The sequence below is a fragment of the Phytoactinopolyspora limicola genome (assembly GCF_011320225.1).
In the GTDB taxonomy this organism is placed as follows: Bacteria; Actinomycetota; Actinomycetes; order Jiangellales; family Jiangellaceae; genus Phytoactinopolyspora; species Phytoactinopolyspora limicola.
Window position 1 is genome coordinate 171,256 of sequence record NZ_JAAOEN010000008.1, and the last position, 20,912, is coordinate 192,167.

Annotated in this window: 19 protein-coding genes; 10 read left to right on the forward strand and 9 right to left on the reverse strand. The window is 64.5% G+C overall.

The window, feature by feature from the left end:
- Window positions 1-190: 190 nt before the first annotated feature.
- Window positions 191-1,350 (forward strand): IS3 family transposase gene (locus G8760_RS19025; protein ID WP_246222609.1). Its coding sequence is split into 2 segments (ribosomal slippage): window positions 191-479 and window positions 479-1,350, totalling 1,161 coding nucleotides; the frame shifts between segments, so codons are not numbered across the junction.
- A 525-nt stretch (window positions 1,351-1,875) separates the two neighbouring features.
- Here G8760_RS19025 and G8760_RS19030 read toward each other — a convergent pair.
- Both G8760_RS19030 and G8760_RS19035 read right to left on the reverse strand, forming a co-directional pair.
- The gene (locus G8760_RS19030; protein ID WP_166354045.1) at window positions 1,876-2,196 is read right to left on the reverse strand and encodes a hypothetical protein; all 321 of its coding nucleotides are present in this window, start codon (window positions 2,194-2,196) and stop codon (window positions 1,876-1,878) included.
- Window positions 2,197-2,443: 247 nt separating this feature from the next.
- Complete coding sequence (locus tag G8760_RS19035; RefSeq protein ID WP_166354048.1) at window positions 2,444-2,956, reverse strand: hypothetical protein; 513 nt, start codon at window positions 2,954-2,956, stop codon at window positions 2,444-2,446.
- Window positions 2,957-3,287: 331 nt separating this feature from the next.
- On the opposite strand from G8760_RS19035, the gene G8760_RS19040 reads away from it, so the two are divergent.
- Entirely contained in the window at window positions 3,288-3,680 is a 393-nt protein-coding gene (locus G8760_RS19040) for a hypothetical protein (RefSeq protein WP_166354050.1), read from the forward strand.
- 443 nt (window positions 3,681-4,123) lie between these two features.
- Here G8760_RS19040 and G8760_RS19045 read toward each other — a convergent pair whose 3' ends face one another.
- Entirely contained in the window at window positions 4,124-4,885 is a 762-nt protein-coding gene (locus G8760_RS19045) for a class I SAM-dependent methyltransferase (protein WP_166354052.1), read from the reverse strand.
- Between the two features lie 215 nt (window positions 4,886-5,100).
- Here G8760_RS19045 and G8760_RS19050 point away from each other — a divergent pair, with 215 nt between their 5' ends.
- From G8760_RS19050 to G8760_RS19060, 3 genes are all read left to right on the forward strand, one after another.
- Complete coding sequence (locus G8760_RS19050; RefSeq protein ID WP_166354054.1) at window positions 5,101-5,265, forward strand: hypothetical protein; 165 nt, start codon at window positions 5,101-5,103, stop codon at window positions 5,263-5,265.
- Window positions 5,262-5,726: a PIN domain-containing protein gene (locus tag G8760_RS19055; RefSeq protein WP_166354057.1), complete on the forward strand. Its 465-nt coding sequence runs from the start codon at window positions 5,262-5,264 to the stop codon at window positions 5,724-5,726. The genes G8760_RS19050 and G8760_RS19055 overlap by 4 nt, the downstream gene beginning before the upstream one ends.
- 355 nt (window positions 5,727-6,081) lie before the next feature.
- Window positions 6,082-8,568 (forward strand): NHL repeat-containing protein, encoded by a 2,487-nt coding sequence (locus G8760_RS19060; RefSeq protein WP_166354059.1) that lies wholly within the window; start codon window positions 6,082-6,084, stop codon window positions 8,566-8,568.
- Window positions 8,569-8,651: 83 nt separating this feature from the next.
- Here the strand turns inward: G8760_RS19060 and G8760_RS19065 are convergent, their stop codons facing one another.
- From G8760_RS19065 to G8760_RS19080, 4 genes are all read right to left on the reverse strand, one after another.
- Window positions 8,652-11,081, reverse strand: a complete 2,430-nt coding sequence (locus G8760_RS19065; RefSeq protein WP_166354061.1) for an NHL repeat-containing protein — start codon at window positions 11,079-11,081, stop codon at window positions 8,652-8,654.
- A gap of 106 nt (window positions 11,082-11,187) precedes the next feature.
- Complete coding sequence (locus G8760_RS19070; protein ID WP_166354063.1) at window positions 11,188-12,675, reverse strand: hypothetical protein; 1,488 nt, start codon at window positions 12,673-12,675, stop codon at window positions 11,188-11,190.
- Between the two features lie 81 nt (window positions 12,676-12,756).
- A complete protein-coding gene (locus G8760_RS19075) occupies window positions 12,757-13,257 on the reverse strand; it encodes an anthrone oxygenase family protein (RefSeq protein ID WP_207782506.1) in 501 nt (166 codons plus the stop codon).
- A 296-nt stretch (window positions 13,258-13,553) separates the two neighbouring features.
- Window positions 13,554-14,873, reverse strand: a complete 1,320-nt coding sequence (locus tag G8760_RS19080; RefSeq protein WP_207782507.1) for an FAD-binding oxidoreductase — start codon at window positions 14,871-14,873, stop codon at window positions 13,554-13,556.
- A 117-nt stretch (window positions 14,874-14,990) separates the two neighbouring features.
- Here G8760_RS19080 and G8760_RS19085 point away from each other — a divergent pair, with 117 nt between their 5' ends.
- On the forward strand, window positions 14,991-15,908 hold the full coding sequence (locus G8760_RS19085; RefSeq protein ID WP_166354065.1) for a sigma-70 family RNA polymerase sigma factor: 918 nt from the start codon (window positions 14,991-14,993) through the stop codon (window positions 15,906-15,908).
- Window positions 15,909-15,933: 25 nt separating this feature from the next.
- Here the strand turns inward: G8760_RS19085 and G8760_RS19090 are convergent, their stop codons facing one another.
- Window positions 15,934-16,581, reverse strand: coding sequence for a GNAT family N-acetyltransferase (locus G8760_RS19090; RefSeq protein ID WP_166354067.1), 648 nt, complete (start codon window positions 16,579-16,581; stop codon window positions 15,934-15,936).
- A gap of 335 nt (window positions 16,582-16,916) precedes the next feature.
- Here G8760_RS19090 and G8760_RS29940 point away from each other — a divergent pair, with 335 nt between their 5' ends.
- From G8760_RS29940 to G8760_RS19100, 3 genes are all read left to right on the forward strand, one after another.
- The gene (locus tag G8760_RS29940; protein WP_207782508.1) at window positions 16,917-17,198 is read left to right on the forward strand and encodes a hypothetical protein; all 282 of its coding nucleotides are present in this window, start codon (window positions 16,917-16,919) and stop codon (window positions 17,196-17,198) included.
- An 11-nt stretch (window positions 17,199-17,209) separates the two neighbouring features.
- Complete coding sequence (locus G8760_RS30615; protein WP_281355169.1) at window positions 17,210-17,332, forward strand: hypothetical protein; 123 nt, start codon at window positions 17,210-17,212, stop codon at window positions 17,330-17,332.
- Window positions 17,333-17,401: 69 nt separating this feature from the next.
- Window positions 17,402-18,730, forward strand: a complete 1,329-nt coding sequence (locus tag G8760_RS19100) for a DUF222 domain-containing protein (RefSeq protein WP_166354069.1) — start codon at window positions 17,402-17,404, stop codon at window positions 18,728-18,730.
- A gap of 331 nt (window positions 18,731-19,061) precedes the next feature.
- On the opposite strand, the gene G8760_RS19105 is transcribed toward G8760_RS19100, so the two are convergent.
- A complete protein-coding gene (locus G8760_RS19105) occupies window positions 19,062-19,892 on the reverse strand; it encodes an NAD(P)H-binding protein (RefSeq protein WP_166354071.1) in 831 nt (276 codons plus the stop codon).
- A gap of 80 nt (window positions 19,893-19,972) precedes the next feature.
- On the opposite strand from G8760_RS19105, the gene G8760_RS19110 reads away from it, so the two are divergent.
- Entirely contained in the window at window positions 19,973-20,902 is a 930-nt protein-coding gene (locus G8760_RS19110; protein WP_166354073.1) for an AraC family transcriptional regulator, read from the forward strand.
- The last annotated feature ends 10 nt before the right edge of the window (window positions 20,903-20,912 follow it).

Genomic DNA, 20,912 nt, shown 5'->3' on the forward strand with positions numbered 1-20,912 from the left:
TTTGCCTCGTGATGGGAACCAGCCGCTGACGGCTGGGTCGAAGATCCAGTCTGAGAACGAGGAACGCCGCCCATGGGCGCTGGGTAGTCCGTGGAACAGGTAGTTGGAGCCATGACAGACACAGCGCTGTGGCGTCGTCTGAACCGCCTCGGCGTGTCCGGAGACTCCGTTCCTTGGGAAGGATGGAGTCATGGCAGGGAGTACGTCGAAGAGGTACCCGGCTGAGCTGCGTGAGCGGGCGGTCCGGATGGTCGCTGAGATCCGGGCGGATCATGAGTCGGGTTGGGCGGCGAGGGGCAAGGTCGCCGAGTTGCTCGGGATCGGGACGCCGGAGACGGTGCGTACGTGGTGCCGCCAGGCCGAGGTCGATGCCGGCAAGCGGCCGGGTGTCACCACCGAAGAGTCGGCGGAGCTGAAGCGCGAGAACGCCGAGTTCAAGCGCGCCAACGCGATTCTGAAGAGCGCGTCGGTCTTTTTTGCGGCCGAGCTCGACCGGCCACAGCGTTGATCGTGCGCTACATCGACGAGCACGTCGGTGTCCGCGACGGCGATGGTCTGCGGTGGGGTGTCGAGTCGATCTGCGCGCAGCTCACCGAGCTGGGCTGCAAGATCGCCCCCGCGACCTACTACGAGCACCGCTCCCGCAAGCCGACGGCCCGAGAGCAACGGGACGGGGAGCTGAAGCCGAAGATCGCCGCGGTGCATGCAGCGAACTACGGCGTCTATGGCGCCCGGAAGGTCTGGCTGACCCTGAACCGGGCGCGACCGGTGGACACGCCGCCGATCGCGCGGTGCACCGTGGAGCGGCTTATGAGCGAACTCGGGCTGGCCGGCGCGGTGCGTGGGAAAGTAAAGCGCACCACGATCAGCGACCCGAGAGCGCCGAAGCCGCACGACCTGGTCGAGCGCAACTTCGCACCGCTAGCACCCGACCGCTTGTGGGAGGCCGACTTCACCTACTGCTCGACGTGGTCGGGCTGGTGCTACACGGCGTTCGTGATCGACGCCTACGCCCGGCGGATCCTGGGCTGGTCGGTGGCGACCACGATGACTAGCCAGCTCGTCCTAGATGGGGTCGAGCAGGCGATCTGGACCCGGCATCGCGAGGGCAAGGACCTGGCCGGCCTGACCGCGCATCACGACCACGGCAGCCAGTACCTGTCCGTGGCCTACTCCGAGCGACTCGATGATGCCGGGATCAAGCCCTCGACCGGGGCGGTCGGGTCGTCGTATGGCAACGCCCTGGCCGAGTCGGTGATCGGCCTGTACAAGACCGAACTGGTCAAGCCGCGACGGCCGTGGAAGGGCTTCGAGGACCTCGAGGTCGCCACCGCCGAGTGGGTCGACTGATACAACCACCGCCGGCCCTTCGAGTACTGCAACGACCTCACACCCGTCGGAGTCTCAAACTAGAAAGTCTCCGGACATGCCGGGGCGGTTCACTCGGCCCCTGATGCAGCGAAGTGTGACTGACGAGTCAGGATTTCCTCACGCACAGACATAAGGTGCGCCCGGCCCGCACATGAGGCTAGATGGCTGTCCAAGAGTCCCGATCCGGCGCGTTCTCATGTTCGTGACCCCGGAATGGCCCGGAGCTCCAGTTCAGCTCCGGTCTTCTTTGGTCATCCATTCGATCCGTCGCTCCGGATCGTTTTTCACGTCGTTGGTCCAATAGATTGGAATACTGTCCCAACTCTCGGAAGTCTCCATGAGTGTGGCTCTATTTGAGTCGCTGATGCGGCGCGCGGCGCGGAGTCAAATCCGCCGCCAATTTTGTTTTTCTAGTTCGGTTCTGGTTTCACTTGCCGAGTGCTCTGTGAATTGATGTAGCCATTCCCGAAAATCTCAGGCTAGATCTGGCTCGAGATACTCGCCTCATGTCAGCACAATGGGCACGGTGATTTGCTCAACCAAAGGCTTAAATGCTGACCACCCACCGTCATCAACCATGACCAAGACTATCGCCTCATTGATGTGTTCATCTACATCCACAGCCTCTATGACCACAGAATAGACAGTTCCAGATGGTGCGACGACCTCCCGCCGCTCCTCTTCTTCCAGTAGCGCGCCAATCTTGACGGGAGGCCATGTGAGCAAGTCTTGCGCCACCTCTTCCGCGATCCTCCTAGCTTCAACTTTGTCCATTTTCCACCTGTCCAGTGACTCTATTTCCGCAGAGGAATTCGGAACACCCATGACTTGCCTTTAATGCCACGTCGCCACTTGTTGAACTGAAGATGTTTCCTGTTTCCAAGGCGTTTAAAGCCGTGATGTTTTCTGTCGTACGCGGCCTTCCATCCATGCGTCCTTCCTTGATATTTTAATCCATATTCTCTTCCGGGCTTATGTACCTTGCTGAACTTATTCTTGGCATGCCCAATTTTGCGAGCAGCTGATTTCCCACCATTGTACCCTCCGCGCATTACTGCACGTGCACCTTTAGCTATGTTTCTGCAGAAGCGGATGCAGCCCGTGACGGTAGGTACGAACCAAGCTTTGCCGTCGAGGTCGTATTTGTTGATGGGGTCGGGTGGGTAGGTGTAGGGGTTGTCGTTTCCGCCGGTGATGGGGTCGAGGGTGAGGAAGCGGCCGGTGGTGGGTTGTGGAGGCGGACGCCCATGAGGATGAGGCCGCCGAGCTTGTCGGCGGAGCGTTGTTTGGCGCCGAACCATCCGTACCGAGCAGGCTCGCCGCTGGTGGTGCGGGGTTGGCCGCATTCGGTGTGTTCGGTGTAGGTGTTGAGCCAGTCCGCGCCGGTGGTGTTGGGCATGGGGGCTGTGATGTCGCCGTGCAGGTTCGCGAGTTGCACCGCGGTCGTACCGTCGCTGTGCTGGATGACACCCAGGTCACCGATCGGCGTGACGACATGACGGGTCCAGGTCTCATCCCAGATGCCCGGCTCCGGGTCGGGGAGTTGCTCGGCGATCCAGGCTGGATTGTCGCTGTCGGCGAGCAAGACTCTACAACGGCTGTCACATGGAGCACTGGCGTAAAGATTGCTGGAGCAATTGGGGCCGACCTTACTTCCGGGAGTGGCTACACTTCAACTGTGATGTTGCGTTTCGATTTTAAGGAAAAGCGCAGATTGTGTGGCACACACGCAAAGCCTGGTTCGGGAGCTGTGAGGAGGCTCGTTGCAAAGAACTAGCGGCTTAGTGGGCTGTTGGCTATTTATCGCGGCAACAGCCTGTGGCTGCGGATTGTCAAGTGGGCCGTCTGAAGGCGGCCCACTGATGCTAGGTGGAGACTCTAGCCGCATCTGCGTTCCATCGGCGTCTGGACAAACAGTGACCTTCGGCTTCAATGTCCTGACCAATGATTCGGATGCGACCGTCGAACTTCGAGCTGTGGAGATCGACGACCCTGTCAATGTCGAGCTAGTTCACGCGCTAGTGACGCCGACGGATCTGGAGACGATTGGGGTGTGGAGCGAGTGGCCACCGCCGTACGGCGAGGACGATTTCATGTGGTCCGGGCGCGAAGAAGTTGCGGGCGCGACTATCGGGCCTGGCGAGGAGCGGGGTTTGGTACTTGGCCTCGAGCCGACGACCGCGCATGAGGTCGGTCGGTCATCGGCAATACGCGTAACTTACGTTAACGATCAAGGCCGCGAATTCGTGGCGGTGGCTACTACGGGAATTCTGGTGGCGTCCGGGCGCGACACTTGTGAAGACCTCTGAAGCAGGAACCGGGCTGTTCCGCAGTAGCTGGCGTCGTTGAACCGGGACGGCGCGCAACAACGGCCGCTCGCTCTCGCTTAATCGCCGACAGTCACTCGCTTGGATCGCGATCGCAGGGCCACGTGTCGGACCCCGGTGAGTTGACGGTATACGCTGGTGAGGCCGTCGAGGAGTTCGCGTCTCATAGCGGGAGTCACATGGCTGTCGCGGCCACCGATTCCGCCGAGTTCGTGGCCGAGCCGTTCATGCGACAGGATCTCAGGTGTGCGCAACTCGACCATGGTGGTCTTGTGGGAGTGCCTTAGCGCGTGAGGGGTGAGGCCGGGTGCGATGGGAGCCCAGCAGGCGTTGGCCCGTTCCTGGATTCCATGGTCACGATTCCTGAACGGGTGGGGCGACGAACCTCGAACCACCAGGCACGATGAGCCGACAACCCACGCAAACTAGCCCAGCGGCCGCCGGGCTTCGATGAGGTGACGGGTGGAATGCGCGACGAATGGACCGTCCCGCCGGATGAGGTCGTGGAGATCGCGTAGCCGGTCGCGATACTTCTGGACCGTGAAGCCCGGCACCCACCAGACCACCTTCCGCAGCAAATAGACCACAGCCGCGACGTCATGGATCTCGATGCGCAGCCTCGCCGTTCGCAGATCGACAATCTCCAGCCCGGCGGCTTCGGCAGCGGCGGTCTCATCGTCGGGGTGCCGTGCTCGGCGGGCCTCGGGCTGTGGGCCAAGGAAGAACTCGATCAGCTCGAAGACGCTCGCCGGTCCCACGTGCTGAGCAAAGTAGGTTCCGCCACGCTGGAGCACGCGGGCGATTTCTTCCCACCAGATCGTCGCGGGATGCCTGCTGGTGACCAGATCGAAGGCCTCATCGGCAAACGGCAGCGGAGGCTCGTCCGGGTCGGCCACGACGACCACGCCACGCGAATGTAGCAAACGAGTGGCCTTGGTGACGTTCGGCGGCCATGATTCCGTTGCGACCGCAGTGGGGGGAAAGGTCTTCGCTTCGGCGAGTACCTCGCCGCCGCCGGTCTGGATATCCAGTGACGCGGACGCCTCGCTCAGCCGGTCGGCCAGTTGCTGAGCGTACCTCCAGGCGGGTCGTTCCTCGGTGGCCCGCCCGTCCAGCCATGAGAAATCCCACCCGGTCACGTCAGCGGACGCTCCCGCTTCAAGGAGTGCCTCGAATGCGTCGGTCATGCCCACATTCTCCCGGCCGGACTATGCCCGAATAGGGTCGGGTCACATCAAAGGCGACAACTACCGACCCAAAGACGGAGAACTCGGCCGCGTTCCCCACAGCCGCGACCGACGAATCTAACGGGCTACGTGTTGCGCTTCAGATTTGAACCCGGGCTGACACGCCAGCCAGGGCAGGCACGGTAGGCTTGATCGGTGAGGAAGGGAGGTGCGTGATGACCGAGCCAGGTATTCACCGCCATGAGTTTGAGCCGGTGGAGGAGAGCCCGGAAGAGATTCTGGAATCGGCTAAGCCGTTCCCGCCGTTTGAAGAGATGGTCATCGAGGGCCTCACCGAGGACGAAGACCGGATCTTCTTGGAGACCATTCTCAACGCATGATCGAATCCCCTCGCGGGCCGGTCGTTGTCGACACCGGCGTGTACGGCGCAACCATGACGCCCAGCGGCAAGCCACTCGCTAGCGGGTACAGGCAGATTCTTGAAGACCGCCGCACGATCATCTCATTCGTCACCGTCGCCGAACTCCGGTTCGGAGCATCGCTAGCCGGATGGGGTGCGAGGCGTCGTCAAGGGCTGGAAGACAAGCTAGATCAGACGCGCACTGTCTGGGCCACGCCGAACCTAATCACCGCCTACGTTGATCTTCGATCATGGGCGATCCGGGCCGGGCACGGGCTGGGCCAGAAGGACCACGAGGCAGACCGGTGGGTCGCGGCGACCGCAATCCATCTCGGGGTCCCTCTCGTGGCCCATGACTCGATCTTCTTCAATGTCGAGGATCTACAGTTGATCACCAAGCTTCCGAAGCTTGGGGTGCGACCAGTTTCGGACGGGGAGTAGCGAACGTCCCCTTCGCGGGCAGCGTGACTACGGCGCCACAGTCCCGTAGTTCTTCAGTGGTGCGTCGTATCGTGCCGACGGAGACGGCTCATGTCGGCATCCACGAACGACGCACTGGACGCGCCCATCACGCGGCGACGGGACACATTCGAGCACCGGCCGGCCATGCGCACCCACAACGACGGCTGCAACCGGTTGCCAAGAGGCCGTGCCGCCGATACCTTGTTGCACAAGGACGCCCTGCAAGCGGTTGCAGCGCGTCGGGTGGCCGGCCCACAGCTCTGGACGCACATCTCCCGCACGACGAAAAGCCCGCGGTGCGTCCGGAGCAGACGTCTACGGAAAGGGGCTCCACGTGTCTGAAGTTTCCCCGCCTACTCGGATCCGCCGAATGTTCGCATTAACCGTGGGGGTGGTCTTCGCGGCCTTCTCACTCGTGCTGGGTTCTGCGGCCGGAGCTGCGCCGCCGACCGACGACACCTCGGTTACCGATCTCGGTCCGGCGAACTTCACGGTCAACGTGCGTCAAGCCGAGTTCGGGACACTGCCCGATGGCAGCGAGGTGATCTTCGCGAGTTCCAACGGGTCGCCACTGACCTTCACCGTCCTCGACATGGAAGGGGAACAGCTTCACGCCGAGGCGATCGAAGGATACGAACTGGGCGGCTTCATCCTGCAGGACGACGACGGAACCGTGTATTTCACCGCTCGGACCGGCTCGTATGCCGGCCTCTTCACCTTCGATCCCGCAGCCATGGAGATCACCCGGCTCGACGTCGACCTCCAGGGGCAACGAGTGCTGTACGGGGGAGGATTTGGCCCGGACGGGGTGCTGTACTTCGGCACCTATCCCAACGCGATGCTGATGGGTTATGACCCGGCCGCGGGTGAGCTACGCAGTTTCGGGAGCCTGACCAACGATGCCGCGTACGTGTTCTCGGTGGGCATCGTCGGCGACGAGGTGTGGGCCGGTACCGGGCCGGTGCCGCATCTGTTCCGGGTGAATCCAGGGACGGGTGAGGTCTCGGAGATGTTTCCGCCGGATGCGGTGATGGAGAACACCGACTGGTTCATCGACATCTATGAACGCGGAGACTATGCCTTCGTCCGGCTTTCTCCACGTGGCGGGTTCGATATGGCGGTGTACCACCTGGCGGAGGAACGCTGGCTCGACGACGTCATCGAGGGAACGTTCGCCGCGCCGGTCTCCGAGGTCATCGACAACAAGGTCTATTTCCTCGCCGGCGACGTTCTCACCGGTTTCGACCTCGATACCGAGGAGGTGTTCTCGACCGGATTCGAGGACTCCTGGATTCATGAGGAGATGGCCGATGCCGTGGGGACATATGGCTTCACCATCACCGAGGTGCCAGGTGACGACTTCCCGGGGGCAACCGTTGTCGGCCTCAACACGGACGGACATCTCTGGCGCTACAACCTCGAAACCGGGGCGGCGCAGCTTGTCCCCGCGGATGTGCTCGGCTCCCCAGCGGGAGCGCACTCGATGGGCGTGGGTCCGGATGGCGCGGTCTACATGGGTGCCTACCTCAGCAGTGGTGCGATGAGCAGAATCGACCCGGTCACCCACGAGATCGAGTACGGCCGTGGACCTAAGCAGGGCGACGCGATCGTCACACATGACAACCAACTCGTAGTGTCCTCGTACCCGGGGGCGGGAGTCCACATCGGCTCGGTCGACGACGGATGGGCCTGGAGCCGGATGGAGCACGTGCTGCAGCTGGAGCGCGGCGCTCCGTACTACCAGGACCGTATCTTCGCCATGGTCTCCGCCGGTGACCGACTGGCCGTGGGTAGCGTGCCCGACTACGGCCAGGTCGGCGGTGCGCTGACGCTGCTGGACACCGCGACCGGAGATTTCGAGTTCCATCGCGACGTCATTCCTGGCCAGTCGGTCACCGCACTCGCCTACGCGGATGGCCTCGTCTATGGCGGGACGTCCATCCATGGGGGGATCGACAGTACGCCGACCGCATCCGAGGCCGAGTACTTCGTGTGGGACGTCGATGCGTCAGAACTCGTTTGGCACGAGGTGCCGGTCGACGGGGCACGGATCATCAATCAGCTCACCGTCGGCCCTGACGGTCAGGTCTGGGGTCTGACGAACACCGGCGTCGTCTTTGTGGTCGATCCGCACACACACGAGGTCCTCGACCGCATATCGACCGGCCGTTCCACCGGCAACGTTTGGGGCCGGACGACGTCGTTGTATCTAAACGAATTCGACGGGTTCATGTACGGAAACTCCGGTGGCGCGCTGTTCCGGATCGACCCGGTGACGCACGAGGTTGACATCCTGGTGGAGTCCGGCGTGCGGGAGTCGGCGATCGACGCGCGCGGGCAGATCTACTTCGCCGACTCGATCAACGTGTTCGCCTTCGGAACCGCCGCTACGCCGGAGTGCACTGACACCATCACCGGAAACCACGAGGGGCCGCTCAACATCTCTGACGGTGTGACATGTATCGACGACGCGGTGGTCGACGGTCCGGTGACGGTGACGTCCGGGGCCGGAATCGTCATCGTGGACTCGGACGTCTCGGGCCCGCTGACGGTGCAGGGGGCCGTCCTCGTGCACATCTCCGATGCGGAGATCCGCGGACCGGTTCGGCTCGGTGAAAGCACGGGACGCATCGTGCTCGAGCGTAACCTCATCGCCGGTCCGTTGGGCATCGTCGGCAACACCACCTCCCAGGCACCTCTGATCTCGGACAACACCGTGACCGGTCCGCTGACCTGCTCCGGGAACGACCCCGCCCCAGTGGACGCGGGCGTACCCAATTCGGTACACGGGCCTGCCACGGGGCAATGCGCCGGCTGGTGATCGATCACGGAATGAACGGCGCCTGACACAGGCTGAGGGCCCGCCCCCACCGTGGGACGGGCCCTCACGTTGTGTACCAGCCGTCAGCCGGCGATGACGGTGCACTGACCGCTGACGGGACCGTGCAGCGAGTTCGGTCTGCCTTCGTCGTCGGGCTTCTCCGCATTCCCCGCGCAGGCGAGCGGCCCGAAGATTTCGTTGCCAGACAGAACGAACGTCCCACTGGTGTTGTTCACCGATACCGGCCCATTCACCGACGAGTCCCGGACGACGACATCGTCGGCTCCATCGGCCCGCACCGGACCGTCGATGGTGGACCCGCTCACGACGAGTGAAGCCCCGCCGGTGACCCGCACCGGACCGCTCAGCGTCGCATCAGTGATGCACGTCGTGCCAGCGGTGACGGTCAGCGGCCCGGCATGAGTGCCGGTGATCTCGTCGTCGCAGTGAATGGTGGGTGTGGCGACGTCGTAGTGGAAGACGTTCGTCGTATCGGTGAAATACACATCACCGTTGGCCACCGTGGATCTGGCCACGCCGGAGGAGACCAAGACCTCAACGGAGGCGTCCTCGGTGTCGACGCGGATCAGCCGGCCGCCGGCGGCTCCGTAAAGGTGACCGTCGGCGGGGTTGAGGTGGAGATCGGCGCCGGTGCCCCATTGGTTGGAATGCTGGAAGCCCGTGTCGATCGTCTGCACCAGCTGCTCGGCATCGGTGTCGTAGTGGAAGAGGGCCCCGGTGTTGGCCATACCCCACAGCCCACCGGTGGTGTCGAACGCCAGAGAACTGATGATCTCTGCGTCGTCGATGATCGGGGTGCTGTACATGAGGCCCTCGTCGATGTCCCAGGCAAACAGCTCCGCGGTGTCCTGTGTGGGAGTGGAGTCCAGCCCGCCGTGGATGGTTGTGCCGCCGTAGACCACACCGTCGTTATAGGCCAGGTCGGTCACGCTCTGGTCGGGCACAACGTCGCGGTGGAACTCGTACTCCCCGGTGGCCGGATCGAAGAGGGTGAGCGCACCGCCCAGCTCTCCGTAATTGGGGATGGTTCCGGCCGCGACGAGATCGCCAGCGCTGATCATATGGCGTGGTCGATCCTGGCCGGTCTGCGCGCGTCCGAGGGTGAACAGGTGCCTGGGGTTTGTTCCCCACTCCCATGGCTGGCTGTGCTCGGCGGCATAGAACTTGGCCTCCGGGTACGTACTGACCACGGTGAACGTACCGTGAGCGGTGATCGCGTCCGCCTGCTCCGGGCCGTCGAGCTGTTCGATCTCGCCGGTCTCCACATCGACGCGGGCCATCACGCCGGGACTGAGATAGGCGCCGACGTAAACGTCGCCATCACCGCCCTGGCCGATGGAGATCGTGGTGACGGGCGCGCCGTGAGTCTGGCTGAACATGACGTCACCGTGGCCCGTCGCGAGGTTGTACCGCCACACGCGGCCGTCGGCGCGCACCCCGAGCAACGTGTGCCCCGGGAACTCGTCCGTGCCCAGCTCGGCGAGGAAGAGCCGTGTGGTGTCCGCGATCGCGTCGGTGACAACCGGGTCGGCAATCTCGACGGGCGTGGATTCGCCGGTGGCGACGTCGTAGGCCCGGGGGAGGCCGTCGAAGCCGAGGTAGTAGAAGGCGCCATCGGCCATCTGCTCGGTGTAGAGCCAGATTCCGGAGATGGCGAGCTGATCCACCCAGCCGGTGCCGTCGTGTACGTGGGCGGTCGCGCCATCGACCGCACGGTGGCTCACGACCTTGATATCGTCGTACGTCTCGATGCGCTGGATGAAGCCGCCGTGTTCGGCGACACCCGCGGGGAGCTCGATGGGGGTGACGCTTCCGGTGTCCGGGTCCAGCGAGAACAGCTGGGCGGGTGTCCCCGTCCCGGCCCAAAGTTCTCCGTCGTTGGCCTCTAACCCCCAGGCGTAATCGCTGCCGGGTGCGATTGAACCGAAGGAGACGATCTCCTCACTGGCGAGATCCATGGCGTAGACGGTGGCGTTCGGGTAAGTGGTGCCGTACAACGTGTCGCCATCGATGTCGAGGGTGCGGAGCATCCCTTCGCCGGAGATGCGGGTGGCGATCTGAGTCAGTTCCTGAGAATCCGGGGTGTAGCGCCAGAGTGTGCCGTCATTAGGACTGCGCACACTGAGGTACACGGTGCCGTTGTCGGCGACATCGATCGACGAAGCTACCGAATAGGGCGCCATTTCGTGTGTGTCGAGTAGCTCGCCGGTACGAAGATCGACGACGTTGAAGCTCACTGGCTCGCCATCGGAGAACAGGTACCCGACGGGGGTGCCGTCGGCCAGTTCCCCGATATCGGACAGCCGGACGTTGGGAGCGTACATCGCCACGCCGAGATCCGTGACCCGATCGCCCGGCTCAGGCTGAGCTGCTGCAACCGGTGGGTTCGCGGGGGCGAAGGCGAGCGCGGCCCCGAGGAGCGCCGCGCTGAGTGCGGTGATGGTGACTCGTTCACTGGTGCGTCTGACTGCATGGTGGAGAGATGAGGTCATTGTGTCCCCTAAATCCATAGATCGACGGCGACCGGAGTGTGCCCGCCACCGTACTGCAAGCGGTTGCAAAGTGGCAATAGCGACGGCGTAGGCGGCTTGCCGCCGCTCAGGCCGGCGGATCCCATCGGTACTGTTTGCGGGCGTCGTGCCTACGGATGAGGGTGGCCACCGCGGCGGCCACCCTGAGATCCCACCATGGACGATCAATGTGCAGCTTGCCGGCCTGATCTAGCTGACGGTCCACCCGATGCGCCAGGACCACCTCGCCACGGTCGCGCCATTGCACATGCGGCGGGAGCCGTTCGGGCACGGTTGGTTGGAGGACGATCAGCGATAGGACGAAGCCGCCAACCAGCAGTGGCGCGGTCAGCCACCGGATGGGCCTGGACATGAGGCGTCCCTGATACCCGACGACGGGTGGGCGGCCGGCCAGCTCGATGATCCAGCGGGGCCGGCGCACGGACAACGGCGCCGCCCTCCGATAGGTGACCACCGCCAGCGATCCGCCAGCGGCATCCGTCACCGCGTAGCGCGTCGCCCGGCGGGACGGGGCGGGTTCGATGTTCACCCGAGCGAACACATCACGTCTGTTGGCGTCAGCCCAGAGGACGAGCGACCCGGCGGAGCTCCCGCTGGCTGCGGTGTTGTCGGGTGCAGCGGTGTCATCGGGGATCTGCCAGTCCGGGTAGGCGACGACGGTGATGTCGACGTGCTCAGGCACCAGGACGTCGGCGTTGCTCCCTCGCACTTCCCAGATCGCGTCGTCGGCACCGGTGGACTGGAGCGGCGGTCCGGAAACCCGGCCACCCGTGCGCTGGCTTCGCCGCTCGAGCCAGAGCACCCGGGTCGCCGCCGACGGGTCAGCGGGCTTCGTGTCGAGAAGGCCGTCATCGTCGGAACCGTAGTCGTCGGAACCGTCGTCGTCCCGCACGTCGGAGCCCGGCGCAGGTCTGCGCCGGAGCCCCGCATAAACGACGACGGCGCCGGTCAGCACCAACAGGCTCACCGCGACGACAACGGTCGCCGACCGGACGGCGCCACGGTCCTCGCCGGTGTCGTCCAGCCGCGGTGGAAGTACGCCGCGCGGGTCCTGATAGATGGTGACGAGCTCTTGTTCGCCGATGTGATCGAAGCAGTTCTGCCGCTGATCAAGATGGTGCGACGCACCGGTCTCGTCGATGACATGGCAACGCCTGGAGTTGAGTCCGGTGTGCTGGCCCGGCTCGCGGACCTGGACCACCAGCGCGGAGAGAGGTTCCCCGAACACCCGCATGTACTGCTCGTAGGCCGCGGGCCCGGCGAAGAGCATGGCGGCGAACCCGGCCACGCAGACGATGATCGCCGGCGCGGTACGGCGCCACACCATGCCGAGTAGGCAGGCGGTGCCGCCCAGAACGACCAGCGCCAGGATGACACCGATCCAGAGGCCCCAGCTGCCGATCTGCGTCAACAGTGCGGCCACACCCACAGCGACGACGACCGCGACCGCCCACACCATCGAGTCGACGAGCCGTTGTGGCTGCCGCGAGCGGGGACTGCTGGCCGCGGTGCCCGACTCGCCGCCGAACGTCTCCGGCACTGGTTGACCTTTCACGGGAACGACGTGATCTGCTGCGAGTGTGAGCTTACGGCGTCGTGGCGCTCTGCTCCGGTGGCGGATATCCCGCGAACATGTCTATCCGATGCCGCCGCGTACGACGAGAGCCCAAGCCAACAGCCCGAACGCCGTCGTCGTCAAAACTGTCCTGACCAGGTTCCAGGTGATCCACCGGGCCTCGTCGAACCGGCCGCGGATAGCGGCCGGATCCGCGCCGGCGGGCAACGGCACTTCAGCCCGCATGGCGTGGTTGCGTGGGATATGTACGGTCGAGGTGATGGCCATCGCGGCGAAGTAGAGAACGAAGGCTGCGACAACCCAGGGGAGCACCGACCGGTAGGTGGAGCCGAGGTGCAACAACCCGGCCAGTGCGGGGAAGACCAAGGCGCCACCAACAACCGGCATGAATCGTGGTTGCTCGATGGCCCGGTCCAACTGTTGGAACGCTTCGATGAACGTGTGGTCGTCGGTCTTCCGGAGGCCGGGCATGATCGCGTGGGAATAGAGGTAGAACACGCCAGCCATCAGGCCCATGGACCCCGTCGCGGCGATGAGCGCTATCAGCTGCAGGACATTCACGACGGCAGTCCCTTTCGGTGTCGCAACGGCTGCGGGATTGCGTCGAGGCTGGTGAGGTTAGACATGACGTGGCCCCTCCCGGTGGTCTTGATCGACCTGTCTGATCGACCTGTCTGATCGAGTGGTGTGGTCGACTTGTTTGGTCGCCTGCTGGATGTTTCAAGCTCATCACCAGTTGCTGGGTCGAGCCATGGTTCGGAGTCCGGTTGTCATGTCTGAGCGTCTTAACGGCTGAGCCGGGGTTCAGAAACAAAGGAGCGGCGCACGCCACCGGTCGGCAGTAGATGGCTCACCCGTCAGCCGAGCACGCTGAAGTTCCCTTGCACGATGAACTCGGGGTCACGTTCCTTCTTGAGCTGAGCAAGCCGTCGAAGCGAAACCGCCGGAAGTGCGTCGGCCAGGCGTTCCGAGGGGTTAAGGAAGGTGGCCGGCTTACGTCCGGTGGTCGGCAACGCCTCGGCTAGCGCTGTTTGTTTGCGCACGATCGACGCCCCGACGGCATCGCTTGTTGGCACCCCGAACAGATAGGCGAGGTATGGCTCCGAGAGTGCCCCATGTGGGCTATCGCTCGGGCGGGCGAGGGCCCCTCCAAGATGGCGGATCTGCACGGCCATGAGGGGAGAGATCGGTTCGTCGAGGAGAGCCGTCAACGCAGTATCGTCGAGTCTGGTGAGCAGCTCGGCGCGTGATTGGCCAGGGGCTGGGTCGGTGGGCTCCGCCGTGATGGTCCCCAGGTCGGCGACGCTCATCGGCGCACGGGTGTCCGATAGAGGTGTGGGCAGCAGGCTGGTGTCGTGCATCAGGCGTCGGGCGGTGGCTTCGTCGCCCAGGTAGGTCGAATCGATCGCGACCATCGGGTCGGCTCCGGGGAAGCTCAGCAGCTCCAACCATAGAGTCAGCGATTCGGGGGCTGCTTCGGTGATCGATCGGTAGACCTCCGCAACCTGGCGGGCATGGACGGCGGGCCAGAGCTGGCGCCCGCCGAACAACTGCGGGGCGGCCCGGAGCTGCAACTCCACAGCTGTGACGATGGCGAGCTCGCCGCCGCCCCCGCGCAACGCCCAGAACAGGTCGGGATCGGTGGTGGGGGTGACTCGTCGGGCCTTGCCGTCGGCGTCGACAACCTCAAAGCCGAGAACGCTGTCAGCCATCCATCCGAACGACCGCCCGAACCAGCTCAGGCCTCCGCCTAGCGCCGCACCGGTGACGGTGACGACGGGCGAGCTGCCCGGCAGCGCGGTGAGATCATGGACGGCGGCGGCTCGCTGAAGGTCGCCGGAGCGCACCCCGGCGCCGATCCGCGCCGTCATCCGGCCCGCGTCGATGTCGATCCTGTTCAGCCGGGTGGTGCGCAGCAGTATGGCACCGGCCGTTCGGCCCGTCGCGCCGTGGCCGCTGGGCTGAGTGGCGATCGGCACCCCATTTTCTCGGGCGAAGCGCATCAGGTCGACGATGTCGTCGGCGTCGGCGGCTTCGACGACGGCGCACACGTTCTGCTCGACGGCGAGGTTCCATGGCCGGCGGGCGCCGTCGAAACCGGCGTCGGCGGGAGACCAGACCCGCCCGCGGATACTTGCCTGCAGATCGACGATGATGGTTGGCGGCAGAGTAGTCACGGTGGCTCCTTCACAGAGGTGATGAAAGTGGGTTGAGCAGGACCAGGAACGTCCGTCTCACCTCTGAGTCGAGCGAGCCGACAAGAACGTGACAGAGCACTGTGTGGAAAGAGGCCCATGACACCACAACCGTCGGTGCGGAGTTTCGACGACGTCGCAGCTCAGTTCGTCGTTCACCGGCCGAAGCTGTACGCGATCGCCTACCGGACGCTCGGCTCTGCGTGGAGTGCTGACGACGCCGTCCAGGAAGTGTGGCTGCGGCTGCAACGTACCGACGTCGCCGCCGTCAGAAACCTCGAGGCGTGGCTGACCACGGTCGTCTCACGGGTGTGTATCGACCTGATCCGGCAGCGGGCGACCTGGCGTGAAGACCTGGCCGGCGACGACGTGCCGGAAACAGGATCGGTCGACGACGCGCCGGCGGGACGTGACCCGGCAGCCACCGCGATGCGATCCGAGGACCTTGCGTTGGCCATCCAAGTGCTCCTCGATACGCTCGGTCCGCTTGAACGCCTGGCCCTGGTCCTGCATGACGTCTTCGCGTTGTCCTACGACGAGATCGCGCCCATCGTCGAACGCACGCCCTCGACCGCGCGCCAGCTCGCATCCCGCGCCCGAGCCCGGCTACGTGCCGTCGACGTGGACACGGTGCGAGAACGTCAACAGGAAGCGATCGACGCCTTCCTTGCCGCGGCGAGAAACGGCGACTTCGGGGGGCTCCTTCAACTCCTCGACCCCGAGATCGAGCTGCGCAGCGACGAAACAGCCGTTGCACTCGCATCCGCTGGCGCCGACTACGGTGCGCCGCTTCTTGACCACAGAGTCCGCGGCGTAGACGCCGTAGCGAGAGTGTTCGCCGGGCGAGCCGAACTCACCAGGCTCGTCTACATCGACGGCGTACCGGCCGCGGCCTACATCGCGGACGGCGTGGTCCGCGCGGTCTATCTGATCAGGTTCGATAACAACAACAAGATCGCTCGGATGGATGTACTCGCAGACGGCGAACATCTGGCGAATCTGGCGGTGGCCGGGTAGGTTGCCGCCGCGTGCAGCTGGATGATCAGTTCGGTAGGCCTAGCGCCGATCGGCACGCCTCGACGCCGCTCAACGTGATGTCGGCGCGCCGTAGGGTGAGCCACGTCTGACGATCAAGCAGCCACCGTTGGCCGAGCACTGGGTCTCCCTGGTGGGTGGCCCAGGACGTCCCGTTGCGCTTGTATCCGAGGCGTTCGGAGACGCCGTTGGAGCCGGTGTTGTTGACGGCCGCCTCGGTAGTGGCTTCGGCTGCACCGAATCCGTCGAACGCGAGGTGCAAGATGGCTGACCTCATCTCGGTACCGATCCCGCGCCGGCGGGCGTCGGACGAGACCCACGAGGACGTTTCCACAGCTCTGAATGAGTTGAAGTCGCTGCCGATCAGGTCTTGCATGCCAATCGGTTCGTCGTCGACCACCACCACGAAGTACAGGCGCCAGAGATCAGGTGTGACGGTGCCTCGGCCGCGCCAGATCCCGCGTAGCCATTTGTGTACGCGTACATCCGGGTCGGACTCGTAGAACGGATGTGGATCGTCCCATGGTGGCGGGTCGGCGGTGGCTTTGCCGGCCTTTACCGCAGGGATGAGGTGTTGGAGGAGGTCATCGGTGGCCCCGCGGAGTTCGAGGCGAGGAGTGACGATCTTTACGTCGAGTGGGGGATAGTGCGACACGAGGGGCAGTGTAGGCGGCGTCGCGGGGTGACGTCACTGGGATTTCGCGCCGACGGTGGGGACCGGGCCACCCTCGGCCGTCGGCCAGAAAACCATGTGCCGGTCAGCATGCCGGTGGATACGCCCGTACCCCAGCCTGGAGTTCGACATCCCCGAAGGACTAACTACCCAGGACTTCGTGCTCCGGCCGATTCTGGCTACTGACGCGGAGCTGGATTACGCGGCGGTCATGGAGAGCAAGGACTATCTGCGCACGTGGGAGCAGACGAGCTGGCCCGAAGACGATTTCACCGTAGCGGCCAACCGGGAAGACTTGGAAACGCTCGAGCGGCGGCATGCAGACGGTCAGGCATTCACCTATAGACAGCCGGTGGGAAGACTACGAGGCAGCGGTCTACTTCTGGGTCCGTCAGTCTCGGTTGGCGGTGGAGATGGACCGCGCCCTGCTCGACGCTCTGCGCGACTCGCTCGGGCAGGACTGGGGTCTCAAGCGGCATCTCTTCGTCACCAACGAACAGTTCACCCAGCAGGTCGGCATGATCGGCAAGAGCGACCTACAGGTGCGTTTCGAGATCGAGGAAGCTGGCAAACCCGGCCGGTACCTCGCCTACGAGTGACGCTTTCACGGGTGATCGACTCCGTCAGCGGCCCGCGTGTGTTCACCGTCCCGCGCCGGGCGAAGTCCATGGCTGGTGTCCCGGTGTTCATCGACGGCTCACTCGTCGAGGTACTGGCCCTGACACGTCGGTGATTCCTGCCGCCGAGATATAACTCCGCTTGCCGTTGCGACTACCCTGGTTGACAAGGTAAAGTCGAACGTATGAACGACATGACAGCGAGTGAGATCACCGGTATGGTTGACCGGCTGATCGCGTTGTCATCGGTGGCAGAAGGCGACGCGGCGTGTGTGGATGTGATCGCTGCTGCTGAGCGGCTGAAGGCTGCGGCAGCGGCGTTTCAACTCGAGAAGATCACCCAGTTCGCTGCGTCGCAGGCTGAGGCGAAGAAGGCCATGGGTTTTGCGGCCCGTCATGCCATGCGTGGTGTGCCTGAGCAGGTCGGTTTAGCCACGAAGACGTCGCCGTCGTCGGCGGCGCGCCAGCTCACCCGAGCGCGAGCATTGCGTGAGCACCTCCCGGAGACGTTCGCCTTGCTGCGAACCGGGGAGGTGTCGGATCTGGTGGCCACGCACGTGGTGAACGAAACCTCGCACCTGGACGCGGACAGTCGTCGGGCGGTGGACAGCCAACTTGCGCCGATGCTGGCGGGGTTAGGGCCTAAGCGGGCTCAATGCCTGGCCCGTAAGTTGGCGATCGAGGCTGACCCCGCTGGCGCTGTTGCTCGGGCCAGCCGGGCGCGCAAAGACCGGCGGGTGGGGGTTCGTCCCGCGCCGGACACCATGACCGTCTTCTCCGCGCTGCTGCCGTGCGAACAAGGTGTAGCGGCGTATGCGTCGCTGCGTCGGCACGCCGATGCGCTTGTCGCGGCCGGAGATGGCCGCTCGCGGGGCCAGATCATGGCCGACACACTCGTGGAACGGGTCACCGGGCAGGCCACCGCCGATGCGGTGGCGGCCGAGGTGGGATTGGTCATGACCGACGCCACCCTCTTCGGTGGTGATGACGAACCCGCCGACGTCGTCGGATACGGGCCGATCCCCGCCGAAACCGCCCGTGCGCTGATCCGGCAAGGCCACGGGCAGGGGACCCATGGGCGGGTTGATGGTGCCGGTGTGGTTGAGCGGGCGCGAGTGTTTCTGCGGCGGTTGTTCACCGACCCGGTCACCGGGATCATCGTCGATTGTGACCCCAAGCGGCGCCGCTTCGACGGCGTGCTCGCGAGGCTGCTGACCTACCGGGATCACCTGTGCCGGGACGCGTTCTGTGACGCCCCGATCCGCCATATAGACCATATTCAGCGCTACTGCGACAACGGCCGTACCGTGCCGGTGAACGGGCGCGGCACCTGCGAACGGGGAAACTACGTCCGAGATCTACCGGGCTGGACTATCCGCCTCGTCGATCCGGACGGTCATCTCGTCGAAACCACCACGCCAACCGGACACCGATACTTCTCAACACCCCCGCCGGCACCCGGCATTCGACGCCGATTAGCCGCCGAAAGATCCAACGGACTCCGCGCGGCCTAAGCCGACGGTTTGCAGTGCGCGCACGCTGACTCCGGTTCGGTGCGACAACTCGCCGATTTTCATGCGCCGTCCGCCCGTCTCAGGCTACGCAGCCGGCATGATCATCGGCGGTCCGGTTTTTACTGCACTGACCGCTGGCGCGGATCGCAAGCGGCTGATGGTTTTGCTGGCCACCCCGGCGGGCGGTTGCCGATTTTGTTGCTCGGGTTTGGTCTCGGCGCGACCATCGGCAACGTGGTAGGTGGGGTTCTTTACGACCGGAAGCGATCGGAGCCTGCGCGGGAGTTGTTGGTGGATTCATCGCGGACTCCGCCGCTGGCCCTCGGCTGATCTATCTCGTCGCGGCCGCCCGCACGAACTCAGTGAAGTCTCGCGGTTCTCGGCCAAGAGCACGACGTACCCCGTCAGAGATATGACGATCCAAGCCTCGGCGTACCGCGCCCAAGACGTCGGCAAAGCCTTCGGCATCCGCGAGCGGCCAACCCTCCTCAACAAGTTCCCCGATGAACTCGTCGGGGCTCAGGTCTACGTAAGAGATCTTCAGCCCCGTCGCGGCGGTGATCTCGGCCGCCGCACTTGCCATGGTCAGCGCACGTGGACCGGACAGCTCGTAGGTCTGGCCGGTGTGTCCGTCACCGGTGAGCGCCGCGACGGCGACCGCTGCGATGTCTTCTGCGTCGACGAAGCTCACGGCACCGTCGCCGGTCGGCAAACGTAGCTCCCCACGGACAATGGCGTCGCGGAAGAAGCCTTCGCTGAAGTTCTGGGCGAACCACGTCGGACGCAAGATAGTCCAATCGATGCCCGAGGTACGCACTGCCGCCTCGCCGTCGATGTGGGTGGTGCCCGCCTCACCCTGCGTGCTGGCATAGCCGGGTACATCAACGCCGCGCCCGGACAGGAGCACCACCCGTTCGACTCCAAGATCGACGGCCCGCCGAATAAAGGGCCTGGTCAGTTGCGTTCCGTCATGAGGAACGACGAAGACGGCGGATGCCTCTAGGAGTGTCGTGTCCCAGGTGTTCTGGTTGGTCCAGTCGAAGGGCGGTGTGGAGGAACGGCTCGCGCCCCGGACTTTGACATCGAGCTCTCTCAGCCGAGCCGTAACCCGCTGGCCGATCTTCCCGGTGGCGCCGAGTACAAGAAATGTCGGTTCGGTCATGGCTCCAGCCAACAGCAGTCATTTGATACGTGCCATGGCTGAAAGGCGCTGTTTGATGTTTGTACGTCTACAGTAGAGAGGTGGATCCTCTCGGTGACGTTTTAGAGCGGGTTCGGGGCAGAGGGGCGTTGTTCGGTCAGGCCATCTTGGATCCGCCATGGTCCCTGCGCTTCGCTACCGGTGCTTCGCTGACGCTTGTCACCATGCTGCGAGGGCAAGCTGTGGTCGTCGCCGCAGGACAGGCCAGGGCCTTGCGGCCCGGAGAGGTCGCGGTTGTCCGTGGCCCCGCCGAGTTCGTCGTCGGTGATCAGGCCACCACCGAACCTCGGTTTGTCGTGACGACGACGGAGTACTGCGAGCGCGTCGACGGTTCCAGTGCGAAGATCTCGCTGGATCCACGTACGTGCGGATACGAGAACGGCAGGGATCTGCTACTCAGCGGTGCGTTCAACGGCACGGTCGGAATCAGCGACCGGCTTCTCGACGCCCTCCCGGACGTGCTGGTTGTTCCCGCGGAACGCGGCCACCAGGCGATCCTCGACCTGATCGCGGTAGAGATCAGCCTGGAGCAGGCCGGGCAGCAGGTGGTGCTTGATCGGTTGCTCGACCTCATGCTCGTCGCAACCTTGCGAGTGTGGTTTGACGAGTATGCCGAGAAGGTGCCGGCCTGGTATGGAGCCATCGAACACCCTGTGGTGGGGCCGGCCCTTCGGCTGCTACATGATCGTCCGGCAGACCGGTGGACCGTCGCCAGCCTTGCCGGGTCGGTTGGTGTCTCCCGTGCTGCGCTTGCCCGCCAGTTCACTCGGCTGGTCGGAATGCCGCCGATGGCCTACCTGGCTTGCTGGCGGGTCACCTTGGCGGCAGACCTGCTCCGCGAAACCGACGCGACAGTCTCCTCGATAGCCCGAAAGGTCGGCTACGCCAACACCTTCGCGCTCAGCGTCGCCTTCAAACGACTACGTGGCGTCACCCCTTCGCAACACCGCCAAGAGGTGCGATCCGGATGACGAATGGACA